Source organism: Hydrogenophaga atypica (assembly GCF_042665215.1).
In the GTDB taxonomy this organism is placed as follows: domain Bacteria; phylum Pseudomonadota; class Gammaproteobacteria; order Burkholderiales; family Burkholderiaceae_C; genus Hydrogenophaga; species Hydrogenophaga defluvii_A.
This window is the reverse complement of the sequence record NZ_JBHTCA010000005.1, coordinates 246654-263511: the sequence shown is the minus strand read 5'-3', so window position 1 is coordinate 263511 and position 16858 is coordinate 246654. Positions and strand designations below refer to the sequence as shown.

Genomic DNA, 16858 nt, shown 5'->3' with positions numbered 1-16858 from the left:
AATTTAGTTTAATTTCACTTCAATTTCAAGCCGGTTTTTCCCATACTGCGCAACAGTCAAATTTTTCCAAGGTGAACGCTATGCGAGTGGTTGTGATGGGTGCCGGCATCATTGGTGTGAGCACCGCTTGGCATTTGCTGGAGCGCGGCCACGAGGTCACGCTGGTGGACCGCCAGAACGACGCGGCCCTGGAAACCAGCTTTGCCAACGCGGCGCAGATTTCGGTGAGCTACTGCGAGCCCTGGGCCAACCGCGAAGCCCCGCTGAAGGCGCTCAAGTGGATGTTCTCGCCCACCTCGCCGCTGCTGTTCCGCCCACAATTCGACTGGGACCAGTGGAAGTGGGGCCTGCAATTCCTGGGCCAGTGCAACGACGCTGCCTTCGAGCGCAACGTGGCCCAACTGGTGGCGCTGGGCGCCTTCAGCCACGCCACGCTCAAGGACATGGTGACCACCACCGGCATCGAATACAACCGCCTGGAGCGTGGCATTGCGCATTACTACACCGACACCCAATCGTTCGACGGCGCGGCCAGCGCGGCCGAGGTGATGGGCCGCCATGGCGTGAAGCGCCGGGTGATCTCGCGCGACGAGCTGCTGAACATCGAACCGGCGCTGCGCGCCTTTGGCGACCGCATTGTGGGTGGCACCTACACCCCCTCCGACGAACACGGCGACGCCCGCGTGTTCACCCAGAAACTCGCCGACCTGTGCGAACAAAAAGGCGCGCGCCTGCTGTTCGGCCACGACATCGAGCAGCTCAACACGGCAGGCGGTGAAATGCAAAACGTGCGCGTGCGCGACCGCCGCAGCGGCGAAGTGCGCACCGTCGTGGGCGATGCGTTTGTCGCCGCCTGCGGCTCCTACACCACGCCGCTGCTGCGCACCGTGGGCGTCAACGTGCCCATCTACCCCGGCAAGGGCTACAGCGCCACACTGCCGCTGCTCAAGCCCGAGCTGGCGCCCAGCGTGAGCATGATCGACGACGGCCTGAAGATCGCCATTTCGCGCCTGGGCAACCAGCTGCGTGTGGCCGGCACCATTGAGCTGGGCGGTTTCGACCTGTCGCTGGACACGCCGCTGGCCAAAAAGCGCTGCGAAATGCTGGTGCGCCGCATCGAGGACGTGTTCCCCGGCGTGGCCGACACCCGCACGCCCGAAAAAGGCGGCGACCCGCAGTTCTGGACCGGCCTGCGCCCGGCCACCCCCACCAACATCCCGCTGATTGGCCGCACCCAGGTGGGCAAGCTGTGGGTCAATGCCGGCCACGGCACCTTGGGCTGGACCCACGGCGCCGGCTCGGGCCGCGCCCTGGCCGAACTCATCAGCGGCGAAGTGCCGGCCATGAACTTCAAGTTCCACGGCATGGGATCGGGCGCCAGCAGCCAGGCGACCAACTGGAAGCGGCACAGCGTCGCCGCCTGACGCGGCTTCAGTGCAGCGTGCCGGTGGTGCGCATGCCCGGGGCGGTGTCGGCCAGAAAAGACAGCACCGCCGCATCAAAGTCGTCGGGGGCCTCCAGGTTGGGCCATCGGCCCACCCCGGAGAGCACGGCGCAGTGCGCCAGGGGCAGATCAAGCGCCATGGCCTGCACCCGCTCAGGGGTGGCGACGCCGTCGAATTCACCCGTCAGCAACAACGTGGGCACCCGCACATGGGCCAAGGCGGCCTGGCGGTCAAAGCGTGACTGGGCATCCAGCGCCCTGCGGTAGGTGGACACAAACACGCCGCCCAGGGCGTGCTCGGCCAGTTGTGCGCCCTCGGGCAGCGAACCCGGTCCCACCTGCCGGGGCACCAGGCGCTGCGCCAGATCGCGCATGTTCAGGCCGGCATCCAGGGGCGCGGTGCGCTCACTCGCATAAGCCTCGCGCTGAGCCGCTGGCAGGCCGACAAAACTGGCCAGCGAACCGCTCAAAATCAAGCGGTTGACCAGATCGGGGCGGCGCAACACCACCTCTTGCGCCACCATGCCGCCCATGCCCTGCCCCAGCAGGATCACCGAGGCGTGCGAGCCGTCCGGGCGCTGCGTCAGCGCTTCGATCAGGGCCACACAGCGCGCGGCCAGGCCCTTGAAGTCGTAGGGCTCAACGGGTGGGCTGTGTCCGTAGCCGGGCATGTCCCAAGCCACCGCCTGGTAGCCTTGCAAGGCAAAGCTTTCGACCTGAGGCGCAAACGCCACGTGGCTGGCGTCCACGTCGTGCAACATCAGCAGAACAGGGCCTCGGCCCAGCGTGGTGAATCGCGGCAACATGGCCCCATGGTACGCCCTGCCAAGGCGCTGCGGGCATACTACAGGCCCCCCATGCCCGACACCCCTGGCCCCTTGATGCCCCTCCCTCCCCCCAGCACACGCGCCTTCCGCGATGCCCTGGGCATGTTCGCCACCGGCGTCACCATCGTCACCGCACGCGCGGCCGATGGCAGTCTGGTGGGCCTGACCGCCAACTCCTTCAATTCGGTGTCCCTGTCGCCACCCCTGGTGCTGTGGAGCCTGTCGCGGGCTGCGGGCTCCATGGCCACCTTCGCCAGCGGCTCGCACTACGCCATCAACGTGCTGGGGGCCGACCAGCGCGCCCTGGCCGAGCGTTTTGCCGCCAAAGACGTGGACCGCTGGACCGGCGTGGCCTTCAGCGAAGGCGCTGGTGGTGCACCGCTGCTGGACGGTGCCGTTGCGGTGTTTGAATGTTTCAACCGCAGCCAGTACGAAGAAGGCGACCACGTGATTTTTGTGGGTGAGGTGGAACGTTGCCAGCACCGCAGCGGGGCCTCGCCACTGCTCTACCACGGCGGCCAGTTCTACACCGAACACCCGCTCTGAGAGAGGGTGCGGGCACCCGCCAACCATCACATGTATCGATTCGAGCGGGTTACCATGGGTGTCCCCTGTTTCAAGAGGACGCGCCATGACTTTTGTCGAATCGATTCAGACCTGTTTTCGGAAGTACGCCACCTTCGCCGGGCGCGCAGCGCGCCCTGAATACTGGTGGTTCGTTCTGTTTCTCGTCCTGACGCAGGTCGTGGCCGAGATGACCTCCCCGACCTTGTCGGCCGTTTTTGTGATTGCCACGCTGATTCCTGCCATCGCTGCCGCCACGCGGCGACTACACGATGTTGATCGCAGCGGCTGGTGGCAGCTGATCGGCTTCATTCCGCTGATCGGCTGGATCGTGCTGATTTACTGGATGTGCCAGCCGGGCAAGGAACCCAATCGCTTCGGGCCGGCACCCAACAGCCCCTCTCAGATACAGGATTTCAGCCAAGTCTGAGCGAGCGGTCTTGGGCCCGCGCGGCTCAAGCCAGCACCACGGCCTCAAACGCGGGGTGCAGTTCGTCGATCCAGTGGTTGACCTCGTCCTCGCTGACCTGCAGATACGCCAGGCAAGCGGGGCCATGGCGCTGCCATTCGCGCAGTGGCGGCAGGCCCTCGTGCTGGTGCACCAGGTGGTCGGCAATCAAACCCATGGCCACCAGGCGGCGTTCGGTGTCGCCCAAACCGCTGTCGCTCAGGCAGGTGAAGTCGTGGTGCAGACGGATGGCCACCGCCACGGGCAACGGCAGGCGCCAGGTGCGCGCCACGATGGCACCCACCACCGCGTGGTCGGTGCGGTGGTTGGCGTTTTCGGTCTGGGTGAAGCTGCGGTCCTGGCGGGCCATGGCTTCGGTGAGGGTGCCGCCGTAGCCTTTGACGCCTGCCATCATCACCGGCATGCCGACGTGGCAGAACAGACCAAAGGTGTAGGACAGGCCGGGGTCCATGCCATACAGCTGCTGGCCGATGTGTTCGCAGGCGATGGCACGGCGGGTGGAGCTTTCCCAGAAGTGCGCCAGCAAGGGTGAATGCACCTGCAGCGCGTGGCGGGTGAGAAAGCCGCTGAGCAGTTTGACCGATGGTTTCATGCCCAGCACGTTGAGCGCCTGCCCCACGCCAGTGACCGGCTGTTGCAGGCCGTACAGCGGGCTGTTGGCCTGGCGCAGCAAAGCGGCGGCCATGGCCACATCGGCGCTGGCGATGCGGGCAATGGCTTGCGGGTCGGGGTCGTGCGTGGCGGTGGCGTCCTGCAGCTGCACCAGCAGCTCCGGGCACGGCGGTATGACGATGTCGCGCACCGGCCCGCTGCGGCGGGCCAGGTCCAGGGCCTGCACCAGTTGTTCGTTCTTCAATCGGTTGGCGGCGATGGGCACGCCTGCCTCGGTTTCATGCGGGCACCCCGTTTGGCTGAGGCAGGTGTGCCGAATGCCGCAAGGCCCATGCCTGCCATTCTGCCGCAGGCAGGGGCCGGCTGAAGTGGAAACCCTGCAACTCGTCGCAGCCCAAACCGCGCAGGCTGTTGGCGGTGGCCAGGTCTTCCACCCCTTCGGCCACCACGCGCAGGCCCAGGGTGTGACCCAGGGCAATGACGGCGCGGGTGATGGCCATGTCCGCCGGATCGTTGAGCATGTCGTCCACAAAGGAGCGGTCGACCTTGAGCTTGTCGATATCAAAGCGTTTGAGGTAGGCGAGGCTGGAGTAGCCGGTGCCAAAGTCGTCGATGGACAGCTGCAGGCCCAGCGCCTTGAGCGCGGCCATCTGCGCCTGCGCCGCCACGGCGTTGTCCATCAGCTGCGACTCGGTGATCTCCAGCTCCAGGCACTGCGGGCACATACCGGTGCGTGCAATCAGCGCTTGCAGGAACGGCACCAGTTCGGGGTCTGCCAGTTGCGAAGCAGAAATGTTGACAGAGACCTGGCACCTGTGCAGCGGGTGGCCCTCGTCGCCGGCCGCCAGGGCCTGCCACCCCACCCAGGCCGCACAGGCCTGCTCCAACACCCAGGCGCCTATGGGCTTGATCAGACCGGTTTCTTCGGCCACCGCGATGAATTCGGCAGGCGGCACCGACCCCAGGGCCACGCTGTCCCAGCGCAACAAGGCCTCGGCGCCCACCAGGGCCAGCGTGGCGGCATCCACCCGGGGCTGAAAGTGCAGGCTCAGTTCGCCGCGGTCCAGCGCCTTGCGCAGGTGGTGCTCCACCGATTGGCGGGCCAAGGCGCGCTGGTCGGTCTCCTCGGAATAGAAACGCGCCATGTCGCGCCCGGTGGCCTTGGCTTCGTACATGGCGGCGTCGGCGCGGCGCATGAGCTCATCGAGCTGCACGCCATCGTCGGGGTAAACGGCGATGCCCACGCTGCACGAGACGTTGAGTTCATGCCCGTCCACCGGGTGCGCCTGGCGGATCAGCGGGATCAGGCGGCGCTCCACGGTCAGGCGCACCTCGTCCTTGCTGGCCACGTCGCGCATGATGATGACGAACTCGTCGCCACCCAGGCGGCTCACCGTGTCGTGCCCACGCACCGATTGTTTGAGCCGCTCGGCCACCGAGCGCAGCAAACCATCGCCGATGTGGTGGCCCAGGGTGTCGTTGATGATCTTGAAGCGGTCGAGGTCGATGAACAGCACGGCCACCTGCTTGTGGTGCAGGGCGGCGTGAGCAAGTGCGTCCTGCAGCCGCTGCACACACAGCGAGCGGTTGGGCAGGTCGGTCAGCACGTCGTGGTGGGCCAGGTACTGGATGCGTTCTTCCTTGGCTTTGCGGTCGGTGATGTCGATGCAGATGCCGATGAAGTTGCCGATGCCGCCGGCCACACTGCCGTCGCGCACGGCCGAGACCATGAGCCAGGCCGGGTAGGTGTCGCCCGAACGGCGGCGAAAGCGCACCTCGCCCTGCCAGGCGTCCTTGTCCTGCAACACACGGCCAATCACCGTGCCCAGCGGCACGCCGGCGTTTTCTTCCAGCAGAAAGCCCAGGTCTTCACCGATGATTTCGTAGAAGTCATAGCTGGTGCTGCGGCAGAAGGCCTTGTTGACGCTCAAGATCTTGCGTTCGGCGTCCATGATGATGATGCCCTCGGACGAGGCTTCGAACACCTTGGCCCACAGCTCCAGCCGCTGCTCCATGACCTTGAGCACGTTGATGGGCGTGAAGGCCGTCAGCACCGCGTCGCGGCCCTGGAACTGCAGCCGGCGCGCCGACAACACCGCCCACGAGGGTTCGGCGCCACCTTTCCAGCGCACCTCGAATTCGTCCACCACGCCGTTATCGGCCAGGCGTTGAAAGAAGCGCGCGCGCACGCTGGGCTCCAGGCCCTCGCGCCACGGATCGCTGTTGCGGCCATTGAGCCAGGGGCTGGCGGGTGCGTTGGCGTGCAAGACCTCGTGTTCGGGCACCGAGGTGACGACCATGGGAATGGGGAAGGCCTCCACCAGCTCACGCTGGGCAGCGCTGGCGCGGGCGCTGGCCGCCAGTTCCTGCTGCAGCAGGCGCTCGCGGTCGAGCTGGGCCAGCATCTCGTTGAAGGCGTTCACCAGGCGGCCAATTTCATCGCGGCTGGCCCACTCGGCGCGCAGGCTGTGGTCGCCGCTGCGGCGCACCTCGTCGGCCACGTTGGCCAGGTGGCCCAGGGGTTTGGCAATTTGCCGTGCCACCAGGTAGACCAGGCTGAGGATGCAGGCCAGCAGCGCCAACGCCGTGCCCAAATGCAGCCACATGCGGGCGTACAAGCCGTCGACGCGCTTGTCCAGCAAGCCGTCCAACGTGCGGATGCCGCCCTGCCAGGTCTGGCGCAGGTTTTCCAGCAGCAGGTGGTACTCGACCTGCAAGGCGGTGCGGTCGCGCTCCAGTGTGCCTTCGGCGGCCATGGCCTGCACCAGGGCCTGGAAACGCTGGGCGTTGTCGCGCAGCGCTTCGCGCGAGGCGCGCAAGCTTTGCTGCAAGGCCGGGCCACCGGCCACAAAAGCCTGCCCATAGTCCGCCTCGACGCCGCGCACCACGGCCTCCAGCCGGCCGGCCAGGGTCAGCAGTTCGGCGGTGCGGTTGGACGCCTGGGTCGCCGTCGCGGCGCTGCGGGCACCGGTGCGGGTCTGGTCCTCCACAAAACGCCGGGTGTCGTACACCACCTGCAGCAACTCGGGAAAACGCAGCACCACCAGCGACATCACGTAGTAGCTGTCCAGATCGGGATCGAGGATGAGGTTGGACTGGTTGCCCACCGACGTCAGCAGTTCGCGGCCCTGGCGCAGCACCAGATCGCGGGCGCGGTCGTCGGCCGTGCCGGGCATGCTCAGCTGCTCCAGCGTGGCGGCAAAGGCCGCGCCCTGCTCACCCGTCTGCAGCACCTCGTCGTGCGCCTGCCGCACCGCCGCCAGCGCTTGCAAGTGCGAGGTCGAAAGCAAGGGCGCGTCGCCCTGCTGAAGAAACACCGCCATCAACGCCTCGCTGGCCGCTGCGGTGTACACCGTGCCCACCGTTTCTTTGCGGGTGAAGTCGATGGCCAGGAATTTCTCGTGGATGAGGATGCCCGAGACGTAGATGACGGCGCTCAGATCCAGCAGGTAGATGAGCATGAGCTTGCGGCCCACGCTGAGCCTGCCCAACCAACCCGAAACGCGTTGCACCAGTGCCATCGCCGTCATGCCTTTTTTGACCTCGGCGCAGGACCGCGCCAATTGTCAAATCAAGCAAGTTCTGGGCCACAACGCACCAAGCTGGGGCAAAAAAGGCGCCTCGCGGGCGCCTGCTGAACACCGGTGGGTGGGGCGCGTCAGCTTTTCTTGGCCAGCCCCAGGCGTTCGATGGTGGCCTTTTCGGCGGCATAGGTGCGCGCCGCGTAGGCCGTGTAGTCGGCGGTGCTCATGTACACGGAGGGCATGTAGAAGCGGTCCAGGGTGGCCTGCACCTTGGGGTCGTCCAGCGTGGCCTTGAAGGCGTCGTGCAGCACCTTGACCACGGCGGGGTCCATGTTCTTGGGGCCGCCAATGCCAAAAGGCGATTCGGTGATGGTGTCCCAGCCGCTTTCCTTGACGGTGGGCACGTCAGGGAAGGCCTTGTTGCGTTTGCTGCCCAGCGTGGCCAGCAGGCGCAGCTTGCCACTTTGCACATGGGGCGCAAATTCGGTGGTGCCGCTCATCACACGGATGTGCCCGCCCAGGATGGCCTGCATGATTTCGGCCGAACCTTTGTAGGCAATGGGATTGAGCTGGATACCGGCCTTTTCGCTGAACTCCTCGATGGCCAGGTGCGGCGTGGTGCCGGTGCCGGTGTGGCCGTATTCCAGCTTGCCGGGATTGGCCTTGGCGTAGGCCACCATTTCCTTGAGGGTTTTGAAAGGCGCGTCGGCGGTGCAGGCAATGCCAAAGGTGTAGCCGGTCAGGCAGGCGATGTGGGTGATGTCCTTGACCGGGTCGAACGCCATCGGCTGCATGTGCGGCAGGCGGTAAATGCCCAGCGGCAGCTGCGTGAGCAGGTAACCGTCGCCTTTGGCGTTGACCATGGCGGTGGCGCCCAGGGTGCCGCCAGCGCCCGGTTTGTTGTCGATCACCACCGACACCCCCAGGGTGCGCGAGGCGCTTTCGGCAAAGGCGCGCATCACCGCATCGCTGCTGCCACCCGCCGGCCAGGGCGCGATCAGGGTGATGGGCCGAGAGGGGAATTTGTCTTGCGCCAGCGCGGGCAAAGCCACGGTGGCGGCGGCGCCAGCGGTCAGGGCCAGGGCCTGGCGGCGATTGAGGTGCTTGGGCGTCATTGCGAGGGTCTCCGTCGTGGGTGAATGTGAACGCCCACACGTTACGGCCAGACGCCAGCGGCTGAAAAGCGGGGCAGCCCTAGGCCCCCCGCCGTTTCAGTCTCACGCGCGACTCGACCGCGCCGTGGCAAAGGCGACGTACCAATCCAGGCAAGCGGGGTTGGCCATGGCGTCTTTGTTGACCACTTTCTCGATGGGCTGGCCCAGCAGCAGTTTCTTGATGGGCAGCTCCTGCTTTTTGCCGCTGAGCGTGCGCGGCACCTCGGCCACCTGGTGGATGCTGTCGGGCACAAAACGCGGCGAGAGCGCGGTTTTGATGGCCGTGTTGATGCGCCCCTTGAGCGCATCGTCCAGCGTCACGCCCGGGCGCAGCACCACAAACAGCGGCATGTCGCTGTCCCGGCCCAAGTACTCCAGGTCCACCACCAGGCTGTCGAGCACCTCGGGCAGGGCTTCGACGGCGTTGTAGATTTCGCTGGTGCCCATGCGCAGGCCGTGGCGGTTGATGGTGGCGTCGCTGCGGCCATAAATCACGCAGCCGCCGTCGGTGCCGATCTTGAGCCAGTCGCCGTGGCGCCAGACGCCGGGGTACATGTCGAAGTAGCTGGAGAGGTAGCGTTGATCGCCCTCATCGCCCCAGAAGTACAGCGGCATCGAGGGAATGGGCTGGGTGCAGACCAACTCGCCGACCTCGCCGATGACGGGCTGGCCTTGTTCGTTCCAGGCCTCCACGGCGCAGCCCAGCAAGCGGCATTGCATCTGGCCAGGCACTTGCGGCAATTCGCGGTTGCCGCCGATGAACGCGCCGCAAAAGTCGGTGCCGCCGGAGATGTTGCACCACCAGATGTCGGGCGTGCCAATGGCGGCAAACTGCGCCGTGCCCCAGCGCTGCACCTCATCGGGCAGGGGCGAACCGGTGCAGCCCAACGCCCGGATGTGGTGCAAGTCGTGGCCGGCGGCCTGCAGGGCGGGCAAATCGACGCCCGCCTTCATGTTGTTGGTGAAGAAGGCCGCACCGGCGCCGAAGAAGGTGACCCGGTGCCGCGCGGCGAACCGCCACAACACCGTCCAGTCGGGTGCCTCTTTGCTGCCGCCGGGGCTGCCGTCGAACAGGCAAATGGTGGTGCCGCCGGCCAGGCCACCGAGCTGGGCGTTCCACATCACCCAGCCGGTGGAGCTGTACCAGTGGAAACGCTCGCCCCAGCTGTTGGGGGCGTAGCTGGCGCCGATGTCATTGTGGATGCACTTGAGGGCAAACAGCGTCATCAGGATGCCGCCGTGCCCGTGCACGATGGGTTTGGGCAAACCCGTGGTGCCGCTGGAGTACACCACCCACAGCGGGTGGTCGAAGGGCAGGTAGTCGGGCTCGAAGGCGGCCACGGCGGGGTTGTCGCGCGCGGTCAAGGTGTCGAAGTCGTGCGCGTCCGCCACACGTTCGGCGGCGAAGCGGCTGCGCAGCACCACGGTGTGTGCCAGTGAGGGCAGGGCCGCGCGCAGCTCCTGCACCACCTGGCTGCGGTCCAGCGCCTTGCCGGCATAAAACACGCCATCGGCGGCGATCAAGGCCTTGGGTTCGATCTGACTGAAGCGGTCGAGCACGGCGGCCGTGCCCATGTCGGGCGCACACACGCTCCACACGGCGCCGATGCTGGCGCAGGCCAGAAAGGCCACCATGGTTTCGGGCACGTTGGGCAGGTAGGCGGCCACGCGGTCGCCGCGTTCAATGCCCAGCTCGCGCAGGCACAGGGCCAGCGAGGCCACCTGGCGTTGCAACTCGGGCCAGGTCATCTCGCGCACACGACCGGTTTCGTCCTCGCTGACGATGGCCAACATGCCCGCCGCGTGGGCCGGCGCCACGTGGCGCATCACCTGCCGTGCGTAGTTGACTTGGGCGCCTTCGAACCACTTCACGTGGGGCATGGGGCCACCCGACAACACCGCGCTGTGTGGGGTGGGCGAGGCCATCTCAAAGTAATCCCAGATGCTTTGCCAGAAGGCTGACAGGTCGGTGGTGGACCAGCGCCACAGCGCGTCAAAGCTGTCGAAGTGCAGGTTCCGATGTTCGGCCAGCCACTGCTGGTACAGACGCAGCCGAGGCACAAACGGGGCGGCCATGGGGTGTTGTGTTGTCTCCATGGGGGCATTATTGCGGCCGACGAACGGCAAGCGTTGTCACGCACATTATTTCGCACGAGTGTGCTAAATTCTCGCCCATGGACGCCCGCACCCAAAAAAGCGAACTCACCCGCGCCGCCATTGTGGGCGCGGCGCTAGACTTGGCTGCGGCCGAAGGGCTGGAGGCGATTTCGCTCCAGGTCGTGGCAGACCGCATTGGCCTGTCCAAAAGCGGCGTCTTCTCCCGCGTGGGTTCGCGCGAGGCACTGCAAATGGCGGTGATCGACGAATTTGGCCGGCGTTTCCTGGCCGACGTGTTTGTGCCCGCCATGCAGGTGCCCAAGGGCCTGCCCCGGCTCAACGACATCGTGCGACGCTGGTTCATCCGCATGCGCGACGTGGAAACCCACACCGGCTGCCTGTTCACGGCTGGCGCCTTCGAGCTGGACGACCGCGAGGGCGAGCTGCGCGAGCACCTGCTGGGCGAAGTGACACGTTGGCGCGCGGCCCTGCGGCGCACCGTGTTGCAGGCGGTGGACGCCGGCCACCTCAAGCCCGACACCGACCCGGAGCAACTGGTGGGGGAAATCTACAGCCTGGCCATCGGGCTCATCCACGACGCCCGCTTCCTGCGCGACCCGCGAGCCGCCGACCGCGCCCAGGCGAGCTGGGAGCGGCTGATCCGCAGCTACCAACCCTGACCTCTTTTTTTGCCTTCATTTCGCACGATCGTGCGAAATATAACTGGAGAAGACCATGACCCCCATTGCCCTGGAAACCGCCGCCAGCTACTACAACGCCAGCCCGGGCACAGGCTGGTTCCGCTGGGCGCTGGGTGCCGCCCAGCGTCTGTCGCCCGCCCTGGCCGAACGCGCGGCCACGCGCCTCTTCCTCACGCCGCTGCCGCCCAAGTGGCTACAGCGCCGCCACCCCTGGGCCGCGCAGTGGCAGGTGGAGCATTGGGACTTCGAGGCGACCAACCTCACGCTCTACAGCCGCCCGGCCGCACCCCACGGGCCGCTGGTGCTGTTGGTGCATGGCTGGGGTGGGCACGCCGGGCAGATGCGCGAGCTCGCGGCCGCCGTGTCGGCCCGTGGGTTGCGGCCGGTGCTGCTGGAACTGCCCGCCAACGGCCGCAGCCGGGGCGTCACCAGCAATCTGCCGCAGTTCGCCCGCGCCATCGGCTACGTGGTGGCCCGCCTGCGCCAGCAGGGGCACGAGGTGCGGGCGGTGCTGGCCCATTCGCTGGCAGCCAACGCCCTGGCTTACGCGGCCGGGCGCGGGCTCGATGTGCCACGCCTGGTGCTGCTGGCGCCGCCGGCCTCGCCCCACGACTACACCCGCTTGTTCGCCCACGTGTTCGGGCTCAGCGAAACGACCCGCGCCGCGCTGCAGCACCGCGTGGAAACCCGCGAGGCGGTGCTGATGCGTCAATTCGAACCGACGTCTTCAGGCCCGCGCGTGGGCGCGGCCACCCTGGTGGTGCACGACCGCGAGGACCGCATCAACCCCTTCGCCGACGGCCTGGCATTTGCGCAGTCCATCCCGCAAGCGGACTGGTTGGAAACCAGCGGGCTGGGCCACGTGCGCCTGCTCAAAGCCCCGGCCGTGCTGGACGCCGTGGTGGCACACGTTGCTTGACATTTGAATTAGCATCGCCCCACTTCAACAACCCGAGGATGAAGCGATGGGCATGTTCAACTGGAAAGAAAAAAGCGATGCCTCCCTGCAGGCCGGCGGGGTGATCGGCCCCGACGAGCGCCTGCCCTGGCCACAAACGGCGGTGATGGGCGTGCAACACCTGATCGCCATGTTCGGCGCCACCGTGCTGGCGCCCATCCTCATGGGCTTCGACCCCAACGTGGCGGTGCTCATGAGCGGCATCGGCACCCTGATCTTCTTCTTCATGACCGGCGGCAAGGTGCCCAGCTACCTGGGCTCCAGCTTTGCCTTCATCGGCGTGGTGATCGCGGCCAGCGGCTACGGCGGCTCGGGCCCCAACGCCAACCTGGGCGTGGCGCTGGGCGGCATCATCGCCTGCGGCGCCTTGTATTTCCTCATTGGCCTGATTGTGCAAGCCGTGGGCATTGGCTGGATCGAGCGCTTCATGCCGCCGGTGGTCACCGGTTCGGTGGTGGCGGTGATTGGCCTGAACCTGGCGCACATCCCCATCAAAAACATGGCGCCCACCGGTTTTGACGCCTGGATGCAGGCCATCACCTTCGTGAGCGTGGCCCTGGTGGCGGTGTTCACCAAAGGCATGGTGCAGCGCCTGCTCATCCTCATGGGCCTGATCGTGGCGAGTGTCATCTACGCCGTGCTCACCAACGGGCTGGGCATGGGCAAACCCATGGACTTGTCCGGCGTGGCCAACGCCGCCTGGATCGGCATGCCCAACTTCAGCGCGCCGGTCTTCACCGGAAACGCCATGCTGCTGATCGCGCCGGTGGCCATCATCCTGGTGGCCGAAAACCTGGGCCACATCAAGGCCGTGACCGCCATGACCGGCAAAAACCTCGACGTCTACATGGGCCGCGCCTTCATGGGCGACGGCGTGGCCACCATGGTGGCCGGCAGCGCGGGCGGCACCGGCGTGACCACCTACGCCGAAAACATCGGCGTCATGGCCGCCACCAAAATCTACTCAACCGCCGTGTTTTTTGTGGCCGCGCTGATGGCGGTAGTGCTGGGCTTCAGCCCCAAGTTCGGCGCCGTGATTCAGGCCATTCCGCTGCCGGTGATGGGCGGCGTGTCCATCGTCGTGTTCGGTCTCATCGCCATCGCCGGCGCCAAGATCTGGGTCGAGAACAAGGTGGACTTCTCCGACAACAAAAACCTCATCGTCGCCGCCATCACCCTGGTGCTGGGTACCGGCGACTTCACCCTCAAGTTCGGCGGCTTTGCGCTGGGCGGCATCGGCACCGCCACATTTGGGGCGATCCTGTTGTATGCGTTGTTGAACCGCAAGACTTGAGCCCCATCAAAGAAGAATTGAGAATGTGGCGATGCGAAAACTGGCCATGCTCAACCGGTCGGGCACAGACGCTGAAGACGTTGAGATCGTGGATTACCACTGAAGGAGCATGACCGTGCGCGAAGTCCCTTACCCACATCCCGGTGAAATTCTGCTGGAGGAATTTCTCAAGCCGATGGGCATCACCCAATACCGGCTGGCCAAAGAAATTGGCGTGCCACAGCGCCGCATCGGCGAAATTGTGGCCGGCACACGGGGGGTATCGGTGGATACCGGCCTGCGCCTGGCACGGTTCTTCGGTGTGTCCGAAGACTTCTGGATCGGCCTGCAATCCGACCACGACCGCGAGATGTCCAAGCAAGCCTTGTCGTCCACCCTCGCTGCCATCACACCATGGGCAAGTGAGGCGGAACACGCCTGAAGCGCCACGCTACAAGGCATCCAACGGGCTAAGCACCCCGCGCCCACCCTTGTTGAGCACATGGGTGTAGATCATGGTGGTGCTCACGTCCGCATGGCCCAGCAACTCCTGCACGGTGCGAATGTCGTAGCCAGCCTGCAGCATGTGGGTGGCAAACGAATGGCGCAACACGTGGGGCGTGACAGGCTTGGCGATGCCAGCCCGCCGCGCTGCCTCGCGCACCGCGCGCTGGACCGATTCAGGAAACACGTGGTGCCGCCGCTCCATGGCCTGACCAGTGCGCGCATCAGGACGGGGGTCCATGGCCCGCACGGGTGACGGAAACACCCACTGCCAGCCCCAGGTGCGGTCGGCATTCGGGTACTTCACCGCCAGCGCGTGCGGCAAATACACCCGTCCCAGCCCGGCCTGCACATCTTTCTCATGCAAGGCACGGGCGTGGTCCAGTTGGGCCTGCAGCGGACGCATCAGGTTCTCAGGCAGCACCGTCACGCGGTCTTTGTTGCCCTTGCCTTCGCGCACAACGATCTCGCGCCGGGCAAATTCCACATCCTTCACGCGCAGCCGCAGCACCTCCATCACACGCATGCCGGTGCCATAAAGCAATTGCGCAATCAGGCCCGTGGTGCCCTGCATGTGCAACAGCAATTCGCGCACTTCGGTAGGCGTGAGCACCACCGGCAAACGGCGCGGCGCCTTGGCCTGCACCACTTCGTCCAGCCAAGGCAAGTCGATATTCAATACCGATTTGTACAAATACAAAATGGCCGATTTGGCCTGATTCTGGGTGGACGCCGACACCTGCCTGTCCACCGCCAAATGTGTGAGAAACGCCGCCACCTCTGCCGCGCCCATCTCCACCGGGTGGCGCTTGTTGTGGAACAGCACAAAACGGCGCACCCAATCCACATACGCCTGCTCGGTGCGAATGCTGTAATGCCGCGTGCGCAAATCGGCCCGCAACCGGTCCAGCAGCTTGGGCGCCGCGGGCGGTGGGCTCTGTGGGCTGGCCTCAGCGTTCGTCAGACCTGTCATCCGGAAAATTTTAGGTTTGCCTAAAAGGCGAGACACGAGTCCAACCCCTTGTTTAACAATAAATGAGGGTTGATGGTGCCGCGTTATCCGACCAAAAACACTAGGATGACTGGTCGTCTATTTCTAGTTCCACCGACACCGTTGCTACGTCTGGGAAAAACTCGTCAGGATATGCCATTTGCCAGCGCTGTATACAACGGGACTTTTCTGGTAGCTTGCGCTGCGCCACTGGCATGCGGCACAAGCGAGCTTGAGCGGACATGCCAGTGGCGCAGCGTGAGCACAATCAGAAATTTGTCGGGTTTTGCGAGCAAATGCAAAGGGAGAAAAGTGACATGGCCGCACTCACCGCAACGGCGCAGGTCGAACTCATTTCGTTAGGCAGCACCAAACACCCACGCTCCTGCGCCCTTACGATCTTGCCGGTAGTATCATGGCGCATGAACGCGGCAGCCAAGCTTCTCGCCTCCATGCGGCGATCTCAACTCGATTGGCAGATTGGTGACCTCCAGACCGTCGCCCGCCAGAACGGTATCGATTGGCGGCACCAGAAGAGCAGCCACTGCGTGTTCATACGAGACGACGGTCGAACCCTGTCCGTACCAGCGCACCGACCTATCAAGCCGATCTACGTTCGAAAGTTCGTCGAACTCATCGATGGAGCATGAGCCATGAGCAAGCTGACTGACTACCCGTTTGAAGTGCGCCCCCTCTCTTCGGAAGAAGGCGGCGGCTATCTCATCTCGTTCCCGGACTTCGCTGAGTGCATCTCGGACGGAGAGAGCGTAGATGAAGCCATAGAGAACGGCCGTGACGCACTGAAAGCCACCATCGCCGCTCTGAAGTCCAAGAAGTTGACCGTGCCGGCGCCGAACAGCGGTGGGGTCGCTTCCGGTAAGTTCGTGGCCCGCGTTCCCAAGACCGTGCACGCGCAACTGGCTACGCGTGCGCGTGCGGAGGGGGTTTCTCTCAATGCCCTCGTCCTCACCTTCATTGCACAAGGTCTAGGCGGCAGCGGCGGCAAAGCACGCGCAAAAGGTGCTGCCTAACCCCTCGCTCAACCGGAGCGCCAACGGCGGGCCACCAGGCCCGGTCTGTGGCGCGGTACATTCTCCACAGCCCGGGCCTGGCGCCCCGCCGCTGGCACCCGGTTAGCTCGAACGTTAGAACGCATTCGCATGGCGACTGAGCTACACCTTTCCTTCGTGCCTGTGGCTCCGCAAGACGCGAGTGAGCTGGCCGATCTGAGGGTCGAAGCAATGCGCGAAAGCCTGGAGCGAGTTGGGAGATTCGACCCAGTTCGAGCGCGTGAGCGCTTCTTGTCGAGCTTCACCCCTGAGAACACGCGACACATCGTTCGGTCTGGTAGCCGTGTTGGCTTTGTCGTCGTCAAACAGCAGGGCGAAGGCCTGCTGCTTGACCATCTCTACATTCGCCCGAGGCACCAAGGCCAAGGCATCGGCGCCGCCGCTCTTGAGCAGGTCTTTGCCGAGGCTGATGCGTCTGGTAAGCCTGTGCGAGTCGGCGCACTGAAAGGCAGTGACTCCAATCGCTTCTATGCTCGCCACGGCTTCGAACTGGTGGAGAGGGGTGAATTCGACAACTACTACATGCGGCCGAGCAAAAATGCGTTCTAACCATTCCTATATGGACTCCCCCTCAACGGCAAGGGACTGACCGATTGGGGCCCAGTGGGTAAAGCACCTGCAGTCGTATATCCGGCATCTGTAGTGGGATCGTCAATGTCCCGTGCCGACA

At 65.2% G+C, this 16858-nt stretch carries 16 protein-coding genes; 10 read left to right on the top strand and 6 right to left on the bottom strand.

What is annotated here, in order from left to right:
• Positions 1–80: 80 nt before the first annotated feature.
• Positions 81–1424 carry a D-amino acid dehydrogenase gene (locus ACFQPB_RS10180; RefSeq protein WP_382222625.1) on the top strand — a complete coding sequence of 448 codons (1344 nt, stop codon included), beginning with the start codon at positions 81–83 and terminating at the stop codon, positions 1422–1424.
• A gap of 7 nt (positions 1425–1431) precedes the next feature.
• Here the strand turns inward: ACFQPB_RS10180 and ACFQPB_RS10175 are convergent, their stop codons facing one another.
• Positions 1432–2250, bottom strand: a complete 819-nt coding sequence (locus tag ACFQPB_RS10175) for an alpha/beta fold hydrolase (protein WP_382222622.1) — start codon at positions 2248–2250, stop codon at positions 1432–1434.
• Positions 2251–2301: 51 nt separating this feature from the next.
• Here ACFQPB_RS10175 and ACFQPB_RS10170 point away from each other — a divergent pair, with 51 nt between their 5' ends.
• Both ACFQPB_RS10170 and ACFQPB_RS10165 read left to right on the top strand, forming a co-directional pair.
• Positions 2302–2817, top strand: a complete 516-nt coding sequence (locus ACFQPB_RS10170; RefSeq protein WP_382222619.1) for a flavin reductase family protein — start codon at positions 2302–2304, stop codon at positions 2815–2817.
• Positions 2818–2902: 85 nt separating this feature from the next.
• Positions 2903–3265: a DUF805 domain-containing protein gene (locus ACFQPB_RS10165; RefSeq protein ID WP_382222616.1), complete on the top strand. Its 363-nt coding sequence runs from the start codon at positions 2903–2905 to the stop codon at positions 3263–3265.
• Positions 3266–3290: 25 nt separating this feature from the next.
• Here ACFQPB_RS10165 and ACFQPB_RS10160 read toward each other — a convergent pair whose 3' ends face one another.
• The 4 genes from ACFQPB_RS10160 to ACFQPB_RS10145 all read right to left on the bottom strand — a co-directional run bounded on the left by ACFQPB_RS10160 (position 3291) and on the right by ACFQPB_RS10145 (position 10670).
• The gene (locus tag ACFQPB_RS10160; RefSeq protein WP_382222613.1) at positions 3291–4181 is read right to left on the bottom strand and encodes an HDOD domain-containing protein; all 891 of its coding nucleotides are present in this window, start codon (positions 4179–4181) and stop codon (positions 3291–3293) included.
• Between the two features lie 13 nt (positions 4182–4194).
• A complete protein-coding gene (locus tag ACFQPB_RS10155; protein WP_382222784.1) occupies positions 4195–7437 on the bottom strand; it encodes an EAL domain-containing protein in 3243 nt (1080 codons plus the stop codon).
• Positions 7438–7574: 137 nt separating this feature from the next.
• A complete protein-coding gene (locus ACFQPB_RS10150) occupies positions 7575–8555 on the bottom strand; it encodes a tripartite tricarboxylate transporter substrate binding protein (protein WP_382222610.1) in 981 nt (326 codons plus the stop codon).
• A 102-nt stretch (positions 8556–8657) separates the two neighbouring features.
• The gene (locus ACFQPB_RS10145; protein WP_382222781.1) at positions 8658–10670 is read right to left on the bottom strand and encodes an acetoacetate--CoA ligase; all 2013 of its coding nucleotides are present in this window, start codon (positions 10668–10670) and stop codon (positions 8658–8660) included.
• Positions 10671–10768: 98 nt separating this feature from the next.
• Here ACFQPB_RS10145 and ACFQPB_RS10140 point away from each other — a divergent pair, with 98 nt between their 5' ends.
• From ACFQPB_RS10140 to ACFQPB_RS10125, 4 genes are all read left to right on the top strand, one after another.
• A complete protein-coding gene (locus ACFQPB_RS10140) occupies positions 10769–11371 on the top strand; it encodes a TetR/AcrR family transcriptional regulator (protein ID WP_382222607.1) in 603 nt (200 codons plus the stop codon).
• A gap of 55 nt (positions 11372–11426) precedes the next feature.
• Complete coding sequence (locus ACFQPB_RS10135; RefSeq protein WP_382222604.1) at positions 11427–12311, top strand: alpha/beta hydrolase; 885 nt, start codon at positions 11427–11429, stop codon at positions 12309–12311.
• A gap of 46 nt (positions 12312–12357) precedes the next feature.
• The gene (locus tag ACFQPB_RS10130; protein ID WP_382222602.1) at positions 12358–13644 is read left to right on the top strand and encodes a solute carrier family 23 protein; all 1287 of its coding nucleotides are present in this window, start codon (positions 12358–12360) and stop codon (positions 13642–13644) included.
• A gap of 115 nt (positions 13645–13759) precedes the next feature.
• Entirely contained in the window at positions 13760–14065 is a 306-nt protein-coding gene (locus tag ACFQPB_RS10125; RefSeq protein WP_382222599.1) for a HigA family addiction module antitoxin, read from the top strand.
• 9 nt (positions 14066–14074) lie between these two features.
• Here ACFQPB_RS10125 and ACFQPB_RS10120 read toward each other — a convergent pair whose 3' ends face one another.
• Positions 14075–15100, bottom strand: a complete 1026-nt coding sequence (locus tag ACFQPB_RS10120) for an integron integrase (protein ID WP_382222596.1) — start codon at positions 15098–15100, stop codon at positions 14075–14077.
• A gap of 335 nt (positions 15101–15435) precedes the next feature.
• Between ACFQPB_RS10120 and ACFQPB_RS10115 the strand changes: the two genes are divergently transcribed.
• From ACFQPB_RS10115 to ACFQPB_RS10105, 3 genes are all read left to right on the top strand, one after another.
• On the top strand, positions 15436–15768 hold the full coding sequence (locus ACFQPB_RS10115; RefSeq protein ID WP_382222593.1) for a hypothetical protein: 333 nt from the start codon (positions 15436–15438) through the stop codon (positions 15766–15768).
• A gap of 3 nt (positions 15769–15771) precedes the next feature.
• Positions 15772–16149, top strand: a complete 378-nt coding sequence (locus ACFQPB_RS10110) for a toxin-antitoxin system HicB family antitoxin (RefSeq protein WP_382222592.1) — start codon at positions 15772–15774, stop codon at positions 16147–16149.
• A gap of 129 nt (positions 16150–16278) precedes the next feature.
• Positions 16279–16737, top strand: coding sequence for a GNAT family N-acetyltransferase (locus tag ACFQPB_RS10105; RefSeq protein WP_382222589.1), 459 nt, complete (start codon positions 16279–16281; stop codon positions 16735–16737).
• The last annotated feature ends 121 nt before the right edge of the window (positions 16738–16858 follow it).